Genomic DNA, 13,899 nt, shown 5'->3' with positions numbered 1-13,899 from the left:
CGCGAGCACGGCAAATCCGATACCGGTTACCCTTTCCTCGTGCCGATCTACGCCGCTTACGGGTCCAACATGGACTCGTCCCAGATGCTCGAGCGCTGTCCGCACTCCCCGATGTTCGGGACGGGGTGGCTGGAGGGCTGGCGCCTCACCTTCAGTGGCGACGACATCGGCTGGGAAGGCCCGCTCGCCACCGTCGTCGAGGAACCCGGTTCCCGGGTGTTCGTCGTGCTCTACGACGTCTCCCCCGAGGACGAGCAGCGGCTGGACCGCTGGGAGGGCTCTGATTTCGGGATCCACCGCAAGATCCGGCTACGCGTCACCCCGAATCCCGGTAGCGGCACCGAACCCATCCTGGCCTGGCTGTATGTGCTCGACGCCTACGAGGGCGGGCTGCCATCGGCCCGCTACCTGGGTGTGATGGCCGACGCCGCGGAGAAGGCGGGCGCGCCCGAGGAGTACGTGCACGCCCTGCGCACCCGCAACAGCCGCAACGTCGGCCCGGGCAATTTCAGCGCCTGATTCAGCCTGCCTGGAGCACGATGTTGCTCAGTACCCGCACGCCCACAGCGAGCGCGCGCTCATCGATGTCGAAGGTGGGCTGGTGCAGGTCGAGTTGGTCGCCTTCGCCGGACCAGACGCCGAGGCGCGCCATCGCACCGGGGACCTCCTCCAGATACCAGGAGAAGTCCTCGCCGCCGCCGGACTGTGGTGTGTCGGCGAGGGCGTCGGGGCCGACGGCGCGGATGGCGTCCTCGAACATCCGGGTGGAGTGTTCGTCGTTGACCACGGGCGGCACGCCGCGCCGGTAATTGAGCTGATACCGCACGCCGGTGGGCGCCAGCAGGCCGTCGACGATCTCGTGCACCATCGGCTCCAGCAGTGACCAGGTGGCGTGGTCGCCGGTGCGGACGGTGCCGGTGAGCATGCCGGTCTGCGGTATCGCATTGGGCGCCTTGCCCGCGCTGACCGCACCCCACACCATGACGGTGCTGGTGCGCGGATCGATGCGACGGCTCAGCAGCCCGGGCAGCCCGGTGATCACCGTGCCGATGGCGTAGACCAGATCGCTGGTCAGATGCGGACGCGAGGTGTGCCCGCCCGGCGAGTCGAGCACCAGCTCGACGGTGTCGGCGGCCGAGGTGATCGCACCCACCCGCACCCCGACCCGGCCCACTTCGAGCCGCGGATCGCAGTGCAGCGCGAAGATCCGCTCCACGCCCTCCATGGCGCCCGCGGCGACCACATCGAGCGCGCCACCCGGCATCACTTCTTCGGCCGGCTGGAACACCAGCCGCACGCCCACCGGCAGATCGGCATCGGCCAGCGCCAGCGCGGTGCCGAGCAGGATGGTGGTGTGCGCGTCGTGCCCGCACGCGTGCGAGACGCCGGGGACGGTGGAGGCGAAGCTCAGGCCGGTGAACTCCTGCATCGGCAGGGCGTCCATATCGGCGCGCAGCGCGATCCGCGGGGTGTCGGGGCCGATATCGCAGATCAGGCCGGTGCCGCCGGGCAGCACACGCGGGGTGAGGCCGGCCTTGGTGAGCCAGGTGGCGACGAATTCGGTGGTACCGAACTCGGTGCGGGACAGTTCCGGGTTGGCGTGGATGTGGCGGCGCCACTGGATGAGGTCCACCGTGTGCTCGGCCAGCCACGCGTCGACCACGTCCTGGCCGGTCCGCGCTGCCTTCGATAGGGCGGCGGCCCCGGTGGCCTTGGTGGTTACGGGTGGCTGCGTGGTCACGCGCGCTGCCTCTTCCGGCCCCGTCGCTCGCGCCGCCGGACTACTCACCGAATTTCCTCCTGTCGCTGAACGAGCCGTTGCAACAACCTGTCCCTGTGTAGTGCATCGCCGGCAACCGCGATCGCGGTACGCGCGAGCGCCGTCGCCGCATCGATCACCGCTCGGTCGGCCGAGGCGTTGACGCTGGCCGCGGCGAAACCGGGCTGATGCGTCACCGCGCCATCGGCATCGATCCCGATGACCGGGTGTATCCCCGGGATGACGTTGGTGACGTTGCCCATGTCCGTGCTCCCGAGCGGGCGCTGCGCTTCGAGCTCGGGCGCGATCGGCGTCCGTCCCAGGCCGGCGATCTGCTCTCGATAGGCAGACAGTAGTGCCGGATCGGGGGTGAGCTCGGTATAGGTGGGCGCGAGCGTCCGTATGTCGTGGGTGCAGCCGGTCGCGAGGGCGCCCGCCTCGAAGCAATCGGATGCGCGTCGCATCAGTTCGCCGAGGGATGCGGAGTCGGCTGCGCGTAGGTAGTACAGCAGTTCCGCACGTCCGGGCACGATGTTGGGGGCTACGCCGCCGTCGCCGACTATACCGTGCAGCTGCTGGCCCGGCCGCAGGTGCTGACGCAGCAGGCCGATGGCGACCTGCGCCACAGTGACCGCGTCCCCGGCGTTGCGGCCCTGCTCGGGGGCGGCGCTGGCGTGTGCTTCGCGGCCGTGGAAGACCACCGACAGATCGGCGAGTGCGAGCGAGCGCGCACCGACGATGTCGTACGGGCCGGGATGGGCCATCATCGCCATCGCGATGTCGTCGAAAACACCGCGCTCGAGCATCAGGATCTTGCCGCCGCCGCTCTCCTCGGCGGGTGTACCGAGCACCACCACCGTGAGGCCGAGCGCGTCGGCCACCTCGGCCAGTCCGAGCGCCGCGCCGGTCGTGCTCGCGGCGATGATGTTGTGCCCGCAGGCGTGCCCGATCTCGGGCAGCGCGTCGTACTCGGCACACAGCCCGACGGTCAGTTCGCCGCTGCCGTAGCTCGCGCGGAAGGCGGTGGGCAGCTCGGCCACGCCGGTCTCGATCTCGAACCCGCGCGCGGCCAGCGGCTCGATCACCTTGGCGACGCTGCGGGTCTCCTCGAAGGCCAGTTCCGGCTCGGCGTGGATCGCGTGCGACAGGCCGATCAGCTCGTCACGGGCGGCGGCGATGGCCGCGTCGGCCCGGAGCGTGAGGGCCGGGTCCGGACGTGATCTCCCGTCGCCGTGACGCGCGGCAGCCTCGCCGCGCCGAACGGTATCGGCGCTGCGCTGGTCGGACCGGCCGCTGCGCGGGGGTGACATGGCATTCAGTGTCGCACTGCGCACCGACCGGTCCGCAGGCCACCATGGCGGCGGCGTGGCGGGCGGAGGCGGGAGCCGGTTATCCGGCCGCGAACGCCAGGTTCTCCGGCGTGGTCGGCACGGCGAGCCCGGCCAGCGCGTTCGCGTGCAGCGCGCGCTTGATCACCGGCAGGTTCGGCTTGCGGTTGCCGGCCAGGGCAGCAGCCTGCGCGACCGCGGCGGAAACGAGCGCGTCGGCCTCGGCCTTGCCGTCGACGATGCCCGCGGCGATCGCCTCGTCGGCCGGGAAGCGATGCCCGGTCGTCATCGCCTTGACCGCGACCTGATTGGTGAGCCGCTCGGTGAGCAGGGCGTTCATGCCGATGGTGAACGGCATGCCGAGGTGCACCTCGGGCAGGCTGTAGAAGCCGCGGTCGGCACGCATCAACCGGAAATCGTGCGAGGTGGCCAGCATGGCGCCTGCGCCGAAGGCGTGACCGTTGATGGCGGCGACGGTGGCCATCGGGAAGGTCAGCAGCCGGGTGTAGATCGAATGCACCCGGTCGAGGTAGCCGTGCATCTGGTCCAGGTTGCCGAAGAGCCAGTCGGTGTCGAGGCCGTTGCTGAAGAACTTGCCGGAGGCGGTGGTGACCAGCGCGGCGGGGCCCTCGGAGGCCTCGACCGTGTCGAGGTGGGCATGGATCTCGGCGATCCAGTCCGGGTGGAAGCGGTTCTCACTGTCGGTCTGACCCTCGTTGCCGAGGTAGAGCACGAACACTTCCCCATCACGTTCCAGATACGGCATGCGTGCAGCGTATCGGTACCGGCGAGCAAATCCTACTCACGGGTAGCAAGCGCTCGGGTGGGTTCGGTCACCTCGCACGACCGGCCTGGGCGCGCGCGGGCCGATACAGTTGCCGTCATGCTTGCCGAACAGGCCGCCGCGGCGATCGCCGAACGGACCGGAGTGCCACGCCATCCCGTCGCGGTGGTGCTCGGATCGGGATGGCAGGACGCCGCCATGGAGATCGGAACGCCCACCGCGTCGGTGTCGATGTCGGAGCTGCCCGGCATCGCCGTACCCACCGCGCTCGGGCATGTGGGCATGGTGCATTCCATACCGGTCGGCGAGACGCCGGTGCTGGTGCTCATGGGCCGTCAGCACCTGTACGAGGGCCACGCCCCCGACGACGTGGTGCGTCCGGTGCGCGCCGCCATCGCCGCCGGCGCGCACACCGTGCTGCTCACCAATGCCGCGGGCGGTATCCGACCGGGGCTGCACGTCGGCGAGCCGGTGCTGATCAGCGATCACATCAACCTCACCGGCCGGACCCCGCTGTCCGGCGCGACGTTCGTGAACATGGTGGACGCATGGGATCCGCAGCTGCGCGAGCTGGCCCGCCGGGTCGATCCCTCCCTCACCGACGGTGTCTACGCCGGCCTGTCGGGACCGCAGTACGAGACCCCCGCCGAGATCCGGATGCTCGCCACCGTCGGCGCCGATCTGGTCGGGATGTCCACCGTGCTGGAGGCCATCGCCTGCCGAGCGCTCGACGCCAGGCTGCTCGGCATCTCGCTGGTCACCAATCTGGCCGCCGGCGTCACCGGCGATGCGCTCTCGCACGCCGAGGTGCTGGCCGAGGGCCGGGCGGCGGCGCCGCGGCTGGGCAAACTGCTGCGCGGCGTGCTGGAGCAGCTGTAGATGCTGCGCTTCGGGACGGCCGGGCTGCGCGGGCCGCTGCGCGAGGGCCCCGACGGCATGAACGTGACCACCGTCGGGCGGGCGACGGCAGGCCTCGCGGATTGGCTGCGTGAGCGTTGCCTCGGCGGTGGCCGGGTGGTCGTCGGCCGCGACGCCCGCCACGGTTCGGCCGAATTCGCCACTGCGGCAGCCGAAATCTTCGCCGCCGCCGGTTTTCCGGTGACGCTGCTGCCCGAGCCCCTGCCCACGCCGGTGACGGCCTTCGCCGTCCGCGAGCTCGGCGCGGTGGCCGGAGTCCAGATCACCGCCTCGCACAATCCGGCCACCGACAACGGCTACAAGGTCTACCTCGACGGCGGCGCGCAGTTGCTGGCGCCCGCCGATACCGAGATCGAAGCCAGGATCGCGGCGGTCACCGAGCCGATCCCACGCGCATCGGTCGAACCCTCCGGCGCCGAGCTCGTCCAGCGCTACCTGGACCGGGTGAGCACGCTGCCGACGCTGATCGGTGGCCCCGGCGAGCGCACCGAGATCCGGATCGCGCTCACCCCGCTGCACGGTGTGGGTGGCGAGACCGCGCGTACCGCGCTGGCGGCGGCCGGTTTCACCGATGTGCACGTGGTGGACGAGCAGTTCGCCCCCGATCCCGACTTCCCGACCGTCGCCTTCCCGAATCCCGAGGAACCCGGCGCCACCGACCTGCTCGTCGCGCTGGCCGAACGGGTGGGCGCCGATCTCGCGATCGCGCTCGACCCCGACGCGGACCGGTGCGCCATCGGCGTGCCCGACGCCGACGGCAGGGTGCGGATGCTGCGCGGCGACGAAACCGGCGTGCTGCTGGCCGATTACGTGCTGCGCACCGCCCCGGCCGACAGCCTGGTCGCGACGACGATCGTGTCCTCGCGACTGCTGTCGCGGCTCGCACCGGCGCGCGGCGCGCGCTACGCCGAGACGCTGACCGGTTTCAAATGGCTTGCCCGCGCCGGCGAGGGCCTGGTCTACGCCTACGAGGAGGCCATCGGCCACTGTGCCGACCCGGCCGCGGTGCGTGACAAGGACGGCATCTCCGCGGCCGTACTCGCCGCCGACCTGGTGGCGCGACTGAAGGCGGCCGGGCGGACGGTGCTCGACGAGCTCGATGCCTACGCGGTCGAATTCGGTGTCCACGCCGGCGATCAGGTCTCGTTGCGGCTGCCCGATCACGCCGGCGCGGCCGCGCTGCTCGGCCGGCTGCGCTCGGCACCGCCGCAGATCATCGCCGGGATGCCGGTGCGGGTCACCGATTTGAGCACCGTGCGTGGCCGGATGCGCACCGACGCGTTGGTCTTCGAGGGCGATTCGGCACGGGTGGTCATCCGCCCGTCCGGGACCGAACCCAAGCTCAAGTGTTATCTCGAGGTGGCGCTCCCGGTGTCCGACGCCGAAGGGCTCGCTGCCGCCAGAAACGCTGCCGCACAGCAACTGTCCCGTCTGCGCGAGTTCTGCTCGGCACTCGAAGAGCCGGCGTGAAGGATCGACACTGCACCCATTGCGGTGGGACGGATCTGCGTGCGGGCGTGCTCGAAACCGGGTGGGACGCCGCGCTCTGGGCCGGCACTGCCACCGATCCGGGCTGGCGCGCGGCGCTGAATCCGCGGCCCCGTTTCCGGGTCACCGCCTACCGCTGTGCGAACTGCGCGCACATCGATCTGTTCGCCGAGTCCGGAGACTGAACCTCGCGAACACCTCAGCGTGGGCCGAATTGCCGATCCCCCGCGTCGCCGAGGCCCGGCACGATGTAGGCGTCGGCATTGAGACCGGTGTCGATGGCCGCGGTGATCAGCTGCACCGGCAGCCCGGAATCCTCCAGCAGCGCAACCCCTTCCGGCGCGGAGACGACGCACAGCGCGGTGATGTCGGTGGCGCCGCGACCGGCCAGCAGTTCCAGGGTGTATCGCATGGAGCCGCCGGTGGCCAGCATCGGATCCAGCACGAACACCGGTATCCCGGCCAAGTCGGCCGGTAGCGATTCCAGGTACGGCACCGGCTGGTAGGTGCGTTCGTCGCGGGCGATGCCGACGAACCCGACTCGCGCATCCGGTATGAGTGCCGCAGCGGCATCGACCATTCCGAGCCCGGCCCGCAGCACCGGCACCAGCAACGGCGGCTGCGCCAGCCGCGCCCCCTGGGTGACGGTGATCGGCGTGTTGATGTCGAACCGGGTCAACGGCGCGTCGCGCAACGCCTCGTAGATCAGCAGGCCCGTCAAGTCCCGCAACGCCGAACGAAAGGCCGAGTTGGGTGTGCGCGCGTCCCGCAGAACGGTCAGCAGAGCCGCGGCGAGCGGGTGATCCACAGTGTGCGTACGCATGAAGGAACGATAAAGTCGGATCAGGGTTCGCCGCCGTAGTCGCCGAAACTTTTTTCCGACGATCTGGAACCGATCGGCGGATCGCTGCGTCGAATCAGGTAGATGACATACTCTGCCCGGAAACGAAGACGATGGGGGAAGCTCTGATGAAGAGGATCTCAGCGGATACCGAGGGCATCGCCGCGTACGGTGCCACCGCCGGGGTGATGGCGGGCGAGCTCGCGGCGGCGGGAGCGGGAGCCGCCGGTGCGGGCCCGGCGCTACTGGGTCCGATCTTCGGTCTGATCGGCGGTGATTTCATGGCCGCCTATGCCGCCACGCACGCGGGGCACGTCGCAGCGATCGGCCAGCTGTCGGCCGTGGTGTCGAGCATGAGCACCGCCGCGGTGGGTGCGGCGGCCAATTACGACAGCACCGACACCGATATCGCCGACTCGCTGCGGACCACGTCCGCCGAAGGGTGAGCCGGTGATCGACATCAACGTGCTGGCGAAACCGATCTTCGATCTGCTCGCCAGTTTCGGTACCGGTGTGCTTCCCGTCGGCGGCCCCGGCGACGCACTGCGCACCACCTCGACAGCGATCGACCAGGTGCACGAGCTCGGCCGCAACAGCATCAACCAGATGAACAGCGTGTGGGACGGCAAGGGCGCCGACGCGGCGACCTCGAAGGCCCTGCGCGTGCAGACCAGCGCCGCCACCATCTCCGACCGCGGCAACGAGATGTCGACGGTGGTCGGTCAAGCCGCGGCCGAGGTCGAGACCGGGCAGAAAGACCTCACCGCCATCGCGCAGTCCTTCGTCGATACGGCCGTTGCCGCGGGCCCGACGCTGACGACGCCGGTCGGGCTGAGCATGCTCGTCGGCTCGGCCATCGACCATCTCGGCCAAGCCCTCGGCGTGGTCGGCCGGGTGCAGAACGAGCTGTCCACGCACACCGCTTCGATGCAGCAGCTGGCCCCGCCGCCGTCCACCGCGCCCGCGAGCGTGGCCGCGCCGATCAGCGCCGCCACCTCCGGCCTCGGTTCGATGGCCTCGGGAGTCATGGGCACCGCGGGCTCGATGCTCAGCACGGTGATGAGCTCGCCGTCCACCAGTTCGGGCTCGCGCAGCAGCACCTCCACCGGCCGCACCAGCACCAGCTCGTCGTCGAAGTCCGGCTCCGGCAGCACCAGCAGCGGCAAGGCCACCGGTGAGGGCGTCATGATCACCCTGCCCGACGGCAGCCAGGTCGAGGCGCCCAACGAGAAGGCCGCGACGGCGGTGAAGGCCGCGATCGGCGCGGTCGGCACGCCCTACGTCTGGGGCGGCAACACCCCGGGGGCGGGCATCGACTGCAGCGGCCTGACGAAATACGCCTACGGCGAGGCCGGCGTCGAACTGCCGCGTCTGGCGCAGGAACAGCACATCGGACACACCCAGGTGTCCCCCGGCGACCTCATGCCCGGCGACCTGGCGGTCTGGGACGGCCACGTCGCCATGGTCGTCGGCAACGGTCAACTCGTCGAGGCCGGTGACCCGGTCTCCATCAGCGCGATCCGAACGGAGAACTTGGACATGGAGTTCTACGGCTTCTACAGGCCCACCGAATGAGCGAACAGCCGACGCCCGCCATCCCCAACGTCACGGTGGCGGCCAGCAGCAACCGATCCGGCACCATCTCGGTCCGGGCCACCGACCAGGGGATGCCGGTGGAAATCAAGTTCGAGCGCAGCGAATATCGTTACGGCGCACAGGCTCTCGCCGCGGAGATCCTGCGGCTCACCCAGCGCTCCACCGTGGCCGCGAAGGCGAGGCGCCGCGAGGTGCTCGCCGAATCGGGTATGCCCGACGACATCCTGGACCGGCTCGGACTGCCCACCCGTCAGCAGGCGGTGGACGAGCTGGACCGCATCGACGATGCCGACACTGGACAGACGAGCTGGATGAGGCCGGTATGAGTGAGCGAAGCGAGCGAACCATGAGCACAGCTGCCCAGGCAGTCATGGCGGCGCCGAGCGCCAGCGAGGTGACGGCATGAGTGCGGAAATGGATGCCCTGGTCGCCGGGGCCACGCAGAAACTCGAGGCGCTCGAGGCCGCGCTCTACGGCCTCAAGCAGGTGCGCGGGCGGTTCACCACCGAAGACGGCATGGTCAGCGCCGAGGTGAACAGCGACGGCGCGCTGGTCGCGCTGTCGCTGGCGGAAACGGTCACAGCACTGCCGCCGGCCGAGGTCGCCCAGCTCATCATCTGGGCCTGCAGGCAGGCCGCCGAGGACGCCGGCGGGCAGCGGTCGAACGTCGTTGCCGCACTGAACGAGTCGTTCGCGCCCGAGTCGCAGACCGCCACGGGCACCGTTGGGGCCAGCCCGGATAGTGCCTGAGCCGGAAGCTCGATAGGCTTCGGCACATGGCTTCTGGAGACATCGTCCCGATCGAGCTCGGTCTGACCGACGGCGATCTCGTCACACTGTGGGCACCGCGCTGGCGTGACGGCGACGACGAGTGGGAGGCGTTCCTCGGCCACGAGGACGCCCTCTACGGTTTCGAGTCCGTCGCGGAACTAGCGGCGTTCATCCGGACCGATTCCGACAACGATCTGGTGGACCATCCGGCCTGGAAGGTCGTGGCCGGGTTGTCGGCGGTGGAACTGGAGCCGGAGGACAACTTCACCTTCGACCTGATCGGGGTTCCCGAGCTGGTCGCGGGCGATCCGGACGCCGAGATCGTCGCCGAACTCGAGGACACCCTCGCCATGGTGCGCAATATCGGCGAGGTGTGCGAGCTGGAGGTGGTGACCAAGTTCTTCGGCTCGCATCCGGTGCTCGGCGCGCTGCCCAGCGGCATCAATGCCTTCGTCGGCCGCGACGGTGAGGAACTCTGGGATCAGATCGGCGCCGCCATCGCCAAGGACTGGGACGCCGTGGTCGATGCCATCGACTCGGTGGTGCAGACCCCCGATGTGGACGCGGACGCGGTCGCGGTGGCCGAGGCCGAGCTGCTGGCCGCCGAGGAGAACGTCGTCGAAGCCGACGACGCGGCCGACGCCGACACCGATTACGAACCGGTCGACCTCACCAAGGACGACGACGAAACCGAAGACGACGAAGAGGACGAATCGTTCTGGACCGAGGTCGGCATCGACCCGATCAAGATCGTCACCGGCGAGGGCACCTACTTCACGCTGCGCTGCTACCTCGACGACGAGCCGATCTTCCTCGGTGGCAAGGGCTCCATCACGGTGTTCAACTCCGAGCGCGCGCTGGCCCGCTACCTCGCCGACGATCACGAACACGATCTCGCCCGGGTCAGCACCTTCGGTGACGTGCAGACCGCGGCCGTGGACGGTTCGCTCGAGGTCGAGGTCACCGATGAGAACGTCTACGTGCTGCCGGGGCTGGCCGAGGATCTCGGCGACGGCCCCGAATCGGTCGATATCGAACAGCTCGATCTGGCCGTCGAGCTGTTCACCGATGCCGCCGACTACGCCGACGACGACACGGTGGAGCAGGGCCTCGCCCAGTCCACACCGCTCGGCTGGTACGTCTCCTACCTGCTGAACCCCGACCCGTCCCGGATGGCGCCCAACCCGCCGTTCACCGCCGAGGCGAAGGCCTGGCGGGAGCTGGAACGCAACTTCGAGTCGCGGCTCGACCCGCAGTGATCCGCCCCGGCCGGGCCGGGCGTGGGTATCACGCCCGGTTCAGCCGGATCCAGATCTGCTCGGCCCGCCCGAGCAGGCGTCCGCCGGTGCCGTAGACGGCGGTGGAGGCGAACGATTTGCGGCCCTGTTCGCCCTGGTCGGCGCCGACCACGACGCACTTCTCCCCCACCTCGGGCAGCGCGAAGACGTTCGCCGTCATCGAGCCGAGCAGCGCCGGGCGCTGCAGCATCTCCGGCAACGCCCAGCCGCCCGGGCAGTCCATCGCGGCCCACAGCAGCGTCGCGTCGATCGGCAGCGAATCGCCGGGCACCCAGGGCGCGGCGACCATCCCCGCCCGCACTGCGCCGGGCGCCAAGCCGAGCCCGTCCTGGCGGGCGGTCCCGCAGACGAAGCAGTACCGGAACATCTCGCTGTCGTTCCGGTAGGCCGCCGAGGCCGCGTCGGCATCGTCGAAGGACACCGCGTCCGGAACCGCGCGCTCGAATCCCCCGGGCGCTGCTTCGGCGATGACGGTGTCGCCGTCGTACAGCCCGCCGGTACGCAGCACCAGCGGCACGTCCAGTGGCGCTGGCGCCCGCAACGTCACCCGAACGGGCGCTGCCGCGGGCGAGGCGGTCGCGTCCGGCCCGCTCGAGGCGTGGGACCGCGCAACGGCACCACAGTGGTATGCGACCAGGCCGGCCACATAACCACCATTGCCGGAGCCGGAAGGACCATTGAATCGGGCAGGGATCCGCAATTCCGTCACGATCTCAAACTAACCCCTGCCCGCCACGGCTACCGGGTCGCTCCCGGCGGCCGGCCATGGAACAGCCGCTCGAGAAATCGACCAGCCGCTCAGAAGCAGCGGATCCGGTCGCCCCGGCCGATCAGCATCGTGGTGCCGTGCGCACCACGCCTCCCGGGCTCACCCCAGCAGGACCGCGTATCCCGGCTTGATGATGTCGTCGATGATGCGCAGCCGATCCGGGAACGGGATGAACGCCGACTTCATCGCGTTGATGGTGAAGCGCTCCAGGTCGCTCCAGCCGTAGCCGAAGGTATCGACCAGTTTCAGCATCTCCTCGCTCATGGTGGTGTCGCTCATCAGCCGGTTGTCGGTATTGACGGTGACACGGAAGCGCAGCCGGGCCAGCAGATCGAAGGGATGCTTGTCCAGTGAGGGCACCGCCCCGGTCTGCACATTCGACGACGGACACAGCTCCAACGGGATGCGCATATCGCGCACATAGTTCGCGACCACACCCAGCCTGGCTTCCTCGACCGCGCCGGGGACGTGGATATCGTCGGTGATGCGCACGCCGTGGCCGAGTCGATCGCAACCACAGAACGCGAGGGCCTCGTGAATGGATGGCAGCCCGAACGCTTCGCCCGCGTGGATGGTGAAGTGGGCGTGATTGGCGCGCAGGTATTCGAAGGCATCGAGGTGGCGGGTCGGAGGGTAACCGGCCTCGGCGCCCGCGATGTCGAATCCGCCGACGCCCTGGTCGCGGAACCGCACCGCCAGTTCGGCGATCTCCCGCGAGCGGGCCGCGTGCCGCATGGCCGTCAGCAGGCAGATCGCCACGATGGGCGTGCCCGCCGCTTCCGCCGCCGCCATCCCCTCACGCAAACCGGCCAGCGTGTGCTCGACCACCTCGTCGAGAGTCAGGCCGGCTTCCAGATGCTGTTCGGGCGCGAAACGCACCTCGGCATAGACGACGCCGTCGGCCGCCAGATCCTCGACGCATTCACGAGCCACTCGGCGCAACCCCTCCGGGGTCTGCATCACGGCCACGGTGTGGCTGAAGGTTTCCAGATAGCGTTCCAGCGACCCGCTGTCGGCGGCTTCCCGGAACCAGGCGGCCAAGGCGTCGGCGTCGGTGGCGGGTAGCTGGTCGTAGCCGCAGTCGGCGGCGAGTTCGAGCACCGTGGCGGGGCGCAGACCACCGTCGAGGTGATCGTGCAGCAACGCCTTGGGCGCTTGGCGGATCGAGGCAAGGGTCAAGGGCATCGGTCCAGTCATGTCCTGACGGTAGCCGGACCGGATCGAATCGGCAGCGGAGTCGGCACGTGGCGACTATCTCGTTGCGTGCGGGCGGCAGGCCATCCGGCCGGTCGCCTATCCCGTCGCCGCTCAGGCTCCGATCCGGTCGAGGAACAACGTCGGTGCCACGGCCTCGCCATCCTCCTCGATCGTGACGGCACCGGTCACCGCCGCTACTGCACCGGGCAGTGCCTCCGGCGTATCGGTGTGCAGCGTGCACAGCGGGCTGTCCGCACGCACCCGCTCGCCCACGCGCACATGCAGTTCGACCCCGGCGCCGGCCTGCACCGGATCGCCCTGCCGGGCCCGCCCCGCACCCAGCCGCCAGGCCGCGATACCCACACCCATGGCATCGAGCCGGGTGAGCACGCCATCCCGGCCGGCCCGCACGGTCTCGGTGTGCCCGGCCCGCGGCAGCGGCGCGTCCGGGTCACCGCCCTGGGCGCGGATCATCGCCTTCCAGTGATCCATGGCCCGGCCGTCGGCGAGCGCGTCCGCCGGGTCGGCATCGAGACCGGCAAGGGCCAGCATCTCCCGCGCCAGCGCCAGGGTCAGCTCGATCACATCGGCGGGCCCACCGCCGGCCAGCACTTCGACAGCTTCGGCCACCTCGAGCGCATTGCCCGCGGTGCGGCCGAGCGGGGTGTCCATCCCGGTCAGCAGCGCGACGGTGCGCACACCCGCGTCCTCGCCCAGCTCCACCATCGTCGTCGCCAGCTCACGCGCCTGCTCGACGTTCTTCATGAACGCGCCCGAACCGACCTTCACATCCAGCACCAGCCCACCGGTGCCCTCGGCGATCTTCTTGCTCATGATCGAGCTGGCGATCAGCGGAATGGACTCGACGGTTCCGGTGACGTCGCGCAGCGCGTAGAGCCGCTTGTCGGCGGGCGCGAGATCCGCGCCGGCCGCACACACCACCGCGCCCGCGGCCGGGTCGGCGAGGATCTCGCGCATCCGGGGCACGCTGAGATCGGCCCGCCAGCCGGGGATGGATTCGAGTTTGTCCAGCGTGCCTCCGGTATGGCCGAGGCCGCGCCCGGACAGCTGCGGCACCGCGGCACCACAGGCCGCGACCAGCGGTGCCAGCGGCAAGGTGATCTTGTCGCCGATGCCCCCGGTGGAGTGC

Annotated in this window: 16 protein-coding genes; 9 read left to right on the top strand and 7 right to left on the bottom strand. The window is 70.0% G+C overall.

The features are described from left to right. The first annotated feature begins 39 nt into the window (after window positions 1–39). On the top strand, window positions 40–519 hold the full coding sequence (locus tag GV790_RS14315) for a gamma-glutamylcyclotransferase (RefSeq protein WP_014349306.1): 480 nt from the start codon (window positions 40–42) through the stop codon (window positions 517–519). A gap of 1 nt (window position 520) precedes the next feature. On the opposite strand, the gene GV790_RS14310 is transcribed toward GV790_RS14315, so the two are convergent. The 3 genes from GV790_RS14310 to GV790_RS14300 all read right to left on the bottom strand — a co-directional run bounded on the left by GV790_RS14310 (window position 521) and on the right by GV790_RS14300 (window position 3,853). Continuing rightward, window positions 521–1,663 (bottom strand): M20 family metallopeptidase, encoded by a 1,143-nt coding sequence (locus tag GV790_RS14310; protein ID WP_163813938.1) that lies wholly within the window; start codon window positions 1,661–1,663, stop codon window positions 521–523. A gap of 122 nt (window positions 1,664–1,785) precedes the next feature. Next, window positions 1,786–3,069 (bottom strand): M20 family metallopeptidase, encoded by a 1,284-nt coding sequence (locus tag GV790_RS14305; protein WP_228806590.1) that lies wholly within the window; start codon window positions 3,067–3,069, stop codon window positions 1,786–1,788. Window positions 3,070–3,148: 79 nt separating this feature from the next. Then, the gene (locus GV790_RS14300) at window positions 3,149–3,853 is read right to left on the bottom strand and encodes an enoyl-CoA hydratase-related protein (RefSeq protein WP_163813844.1); all 705 of its coding nucleotides are present in this window, start codon (window positions 3,851–3,853) and stop codon (window positions 3,149–3,151) included. A gap of 117 nt (window positions 3,854–3,970) precedes the next feature. Here GV790_RS14300 and GV790_RS14295 point away from each other — a divergent pair, with 117 nt between their 5' ends. Genes GV790_RS14295 through GV790_RS14285 form a run of 3 tightly spaced genes read left to right on the top strand, consistent with a single transcriptional unit; the run spans window position 3,971 to window position 6,462 of the window. Beyond that, window positions 3,971–4,750: a purine-nucleoside phosphorylase gene (locus GV790_RS14295; protein ID WP_163813843.1), complete on the top strand. Its 780-nt coding sequence runs from the start codon at window positions 3,971–3,973 to the stop codon at window positions 4,748–4,750. Further along, window positions 4,751–6,259, top strand: a complete 1,509-nt coding sequence (locus GV790_RS14290; RefSeq protein ID WP_163813842.1) for a phospho-sugar mutase — start codon at window positions 4,751–4,753, stop codon at window positions 6,257–6,259. It begins immediately after the preceding gene. Then, window positions 6,256–6,462 (top strand): hypothetical protein, encoded by a 207-nt coding sequence (locus GV790_RS14285; RefSeq protein ID WP_163813841.1) that lies wholly within the window; start codon window positions 6,256–6,258, stop codon window positions 6,460–6,462. The genes GV790_RS14290 and GV790_RS14285 overlap by 4 nt, the downstream gene beginning before the upstream one ends. A gap of 14 nt (window positions 6,463–6,476) precedes the next feature. On the opposite strand, the gene upp is transcribed toward GV790_RS14285, so the two are convergent. After that, the gene (upp, locus tag GV790_RS14280) at window positions 6,477–7,100 is read right to left on the bottom strand and encodes a uracil phosphoribosyltransferase (protein ID WP_163813840.1); all 624 of its coding nucleotides are present in this window, start codon (window positions 7,098–7,100) and stop codon (window positions 6,477–6,479) included. Between the two features lie 146 nt (window positions 7,101–7,246). Between upp and GV790_RS14275 the strand changes: the two genes are divergently transcribed. From GV790_RS14275 to GV790_RS14255, 5 genes are all read left to right on the top strand, one after another. Further along, window positions 7,247–7,564 (top strand): type VII secretion target, encoded by a 318-nt coding sequence (locus GV790_RS14275; protein ID WP_014349299.1) that lies wholly within the window; start codon window positions 7,247–7,249, stop codon window positions 7,562–7,564. Window positions 7,565–7,568: 4 nt separating this feature from the next. After that, window positions 7,569–8,693 (top strand): NlpC/P60 family protein, encoded by a 1,125-nt coding sequence (locus GV790_RS14270; RefSeq protein WP_163813839.1) that lies wholly within the window; start codon window positions 7,569–7,571, stop codon window positions 8,691–8,693. Then, the gene (locus GV790_RS14265; protein WP_036533558.1) at window positions 8,690–9,040 is read left to right on the top strand and encodes a hypothetical protein; all 351 of its coding nucleotides are present in this window, start codon (window positions 8,690–8,692) and stop codon (window positions 9,038–9,040) included. The genes GV790_RS14270 and GV790_RS14265 overlap by 4 nt, the downstream gene beginning before the upstream one ends. A gap of 76 nt (window positions 9,041–9,116) precedes the next feature. Further along, complete coding sequence (locus GV790_RS14260; RefSeq protein WP_163813838.1) at window positions 9,117–9,464, top strand: YbaB/EbfC family nucleoid-associated protein; 348 nt, start codon at window positions 9,117–9,119, stop codon at window positions 9,462–9,464. Between the two features lie 26 nt (window positions 9,465–9,490). Beyond that, a complete protein-coding gene (locus GV790_RS14255) occupies window positions 9,491–10,744 on the top strand; it encodes a primosomal protein (protein WP_163813837.1) in 1,254 nt (417 codons plus the stop codon). 28 nt (window positions 10,745–10,772) lie between these two features. Here GV790_RS14255 and GV790_RS14250 read toward each other — a convergent pair whose 3' ends face one another. The 3 genes from GV790_RS14250 to GV790_RS14240 all read right to left on the bottom strand — a co-directional run. Beyond that, on the bottom strand, window positions 10,773–11,492 hold the full coding sequence (locus GV790_RS14250) for a hypothetical protein (RefSeq protein ID WP_163813836.1): 720 nt from the start codon (window positions 11,490–11,492) through the stop codon (window positions 10,773–10,775). A 159-nt stretch (window positions 11,493–11,651) separates the two neighbouring features. Then, entirely contained in the window at window positions 11,652–12,749 is a 1,098-nt protein-coding gene (locus tag GV790_RS14245) for an adenosine deaminase (protein ID WP_163813835.1), read from the bottom strand. A gap of 111 nt (window positions 12,750–12,860) precedes the next feature. Beyond that, window positions 12,861–13,899: thymidine phosphorylase (locus tag GV790_RS14240; RefSeq protein WP_163813834.1), on the bottom strand; the 1,039-nt coding region annotated here is incomplete at its 5' end.

It is taken from the genome of Nocardia cyriacigeorgica, from assembly GCF_010858045.1.
GTDB classification, from domain to species: Bacteria; Actinomycetota; Actinomycetes; order Mycobacteriales; family Mycobacteriaceae; genus Nocardia; species Nocardia cyriacigeorgica_E.
Note: the sequence above shows the minus strand (reverse complement) of the source record. Positions and strands in the feature narration are given on the sequence as shown.

Coding starts and splice junctions, on each gene's coding strand:
- GV790_RS14290 (WP_163813842.1), top strand. CDS start 4,751: ATGCTGCGCTTCGGGACGGCCGGGCTGCGCGGGCCGCTGCGCGAGGGC.
- GV790_RS14260 (WP_163813838.1), top strand. CDS start 9,117: ATGAGTGCGGAAATGGATGCCCTGGTCGCCGGGGCCACGCAGAAACTC.
- GV790_RS14245 (WP_163813835.1), bottom strand. CDS start 12,749: ATGACTGGACCGATGCCCTTGACCCTTGCCTCGATCCGCCAAGCGCCC.
- GV790_RS14300 (WP_163813844.1), bottom strand. CDS start 3,853: ATGCCGTATCTGGAACGTGATGGGGAAGTGTTCGTGCTCTACCTCGGC.
- GV790_RS14255 (WP_163813837.1), top strand. CDS start 9,491: ATGGCTTCTGGAGACATCGTCCCGATCGAGCTCGGTCTGACCGACGGC.
- GV790_RS14295 (WP_163813843.1), top strand. CDS start 3,971: ATGCTTGCCGAACAGGCCGCCGCGGCGATCGCCGAACGGACCGGAGTG.
- GV790_RS14305 (WP_228806590.1), bottom strand. CDS start 3,069: ATGTCACCCCCGCGCAGCGGCCGGTCCGACCAGCGCAGCGCCGATACC.
- GV790_RS14265 (WP_036533558.1), top strand. CDS start 8,690: ATGAGCGAACAGCCGACGCCCGCCATCCCCAACGTCACGGTGGCGGCC.
- upp (WP_163813840.1), bottom strand. CDS start 7,100: ATGCGTACGCACACTGTGGATCACCCGCTCGCCGCGGCTCTGCTGACC.
- GV790_RS14275 (WP_014349299.1), top strand. CDS start 7,247: ATGAAGAGGATCTCAGCGGATACCGAGGGCATCGCCGCGTACGGTGCC.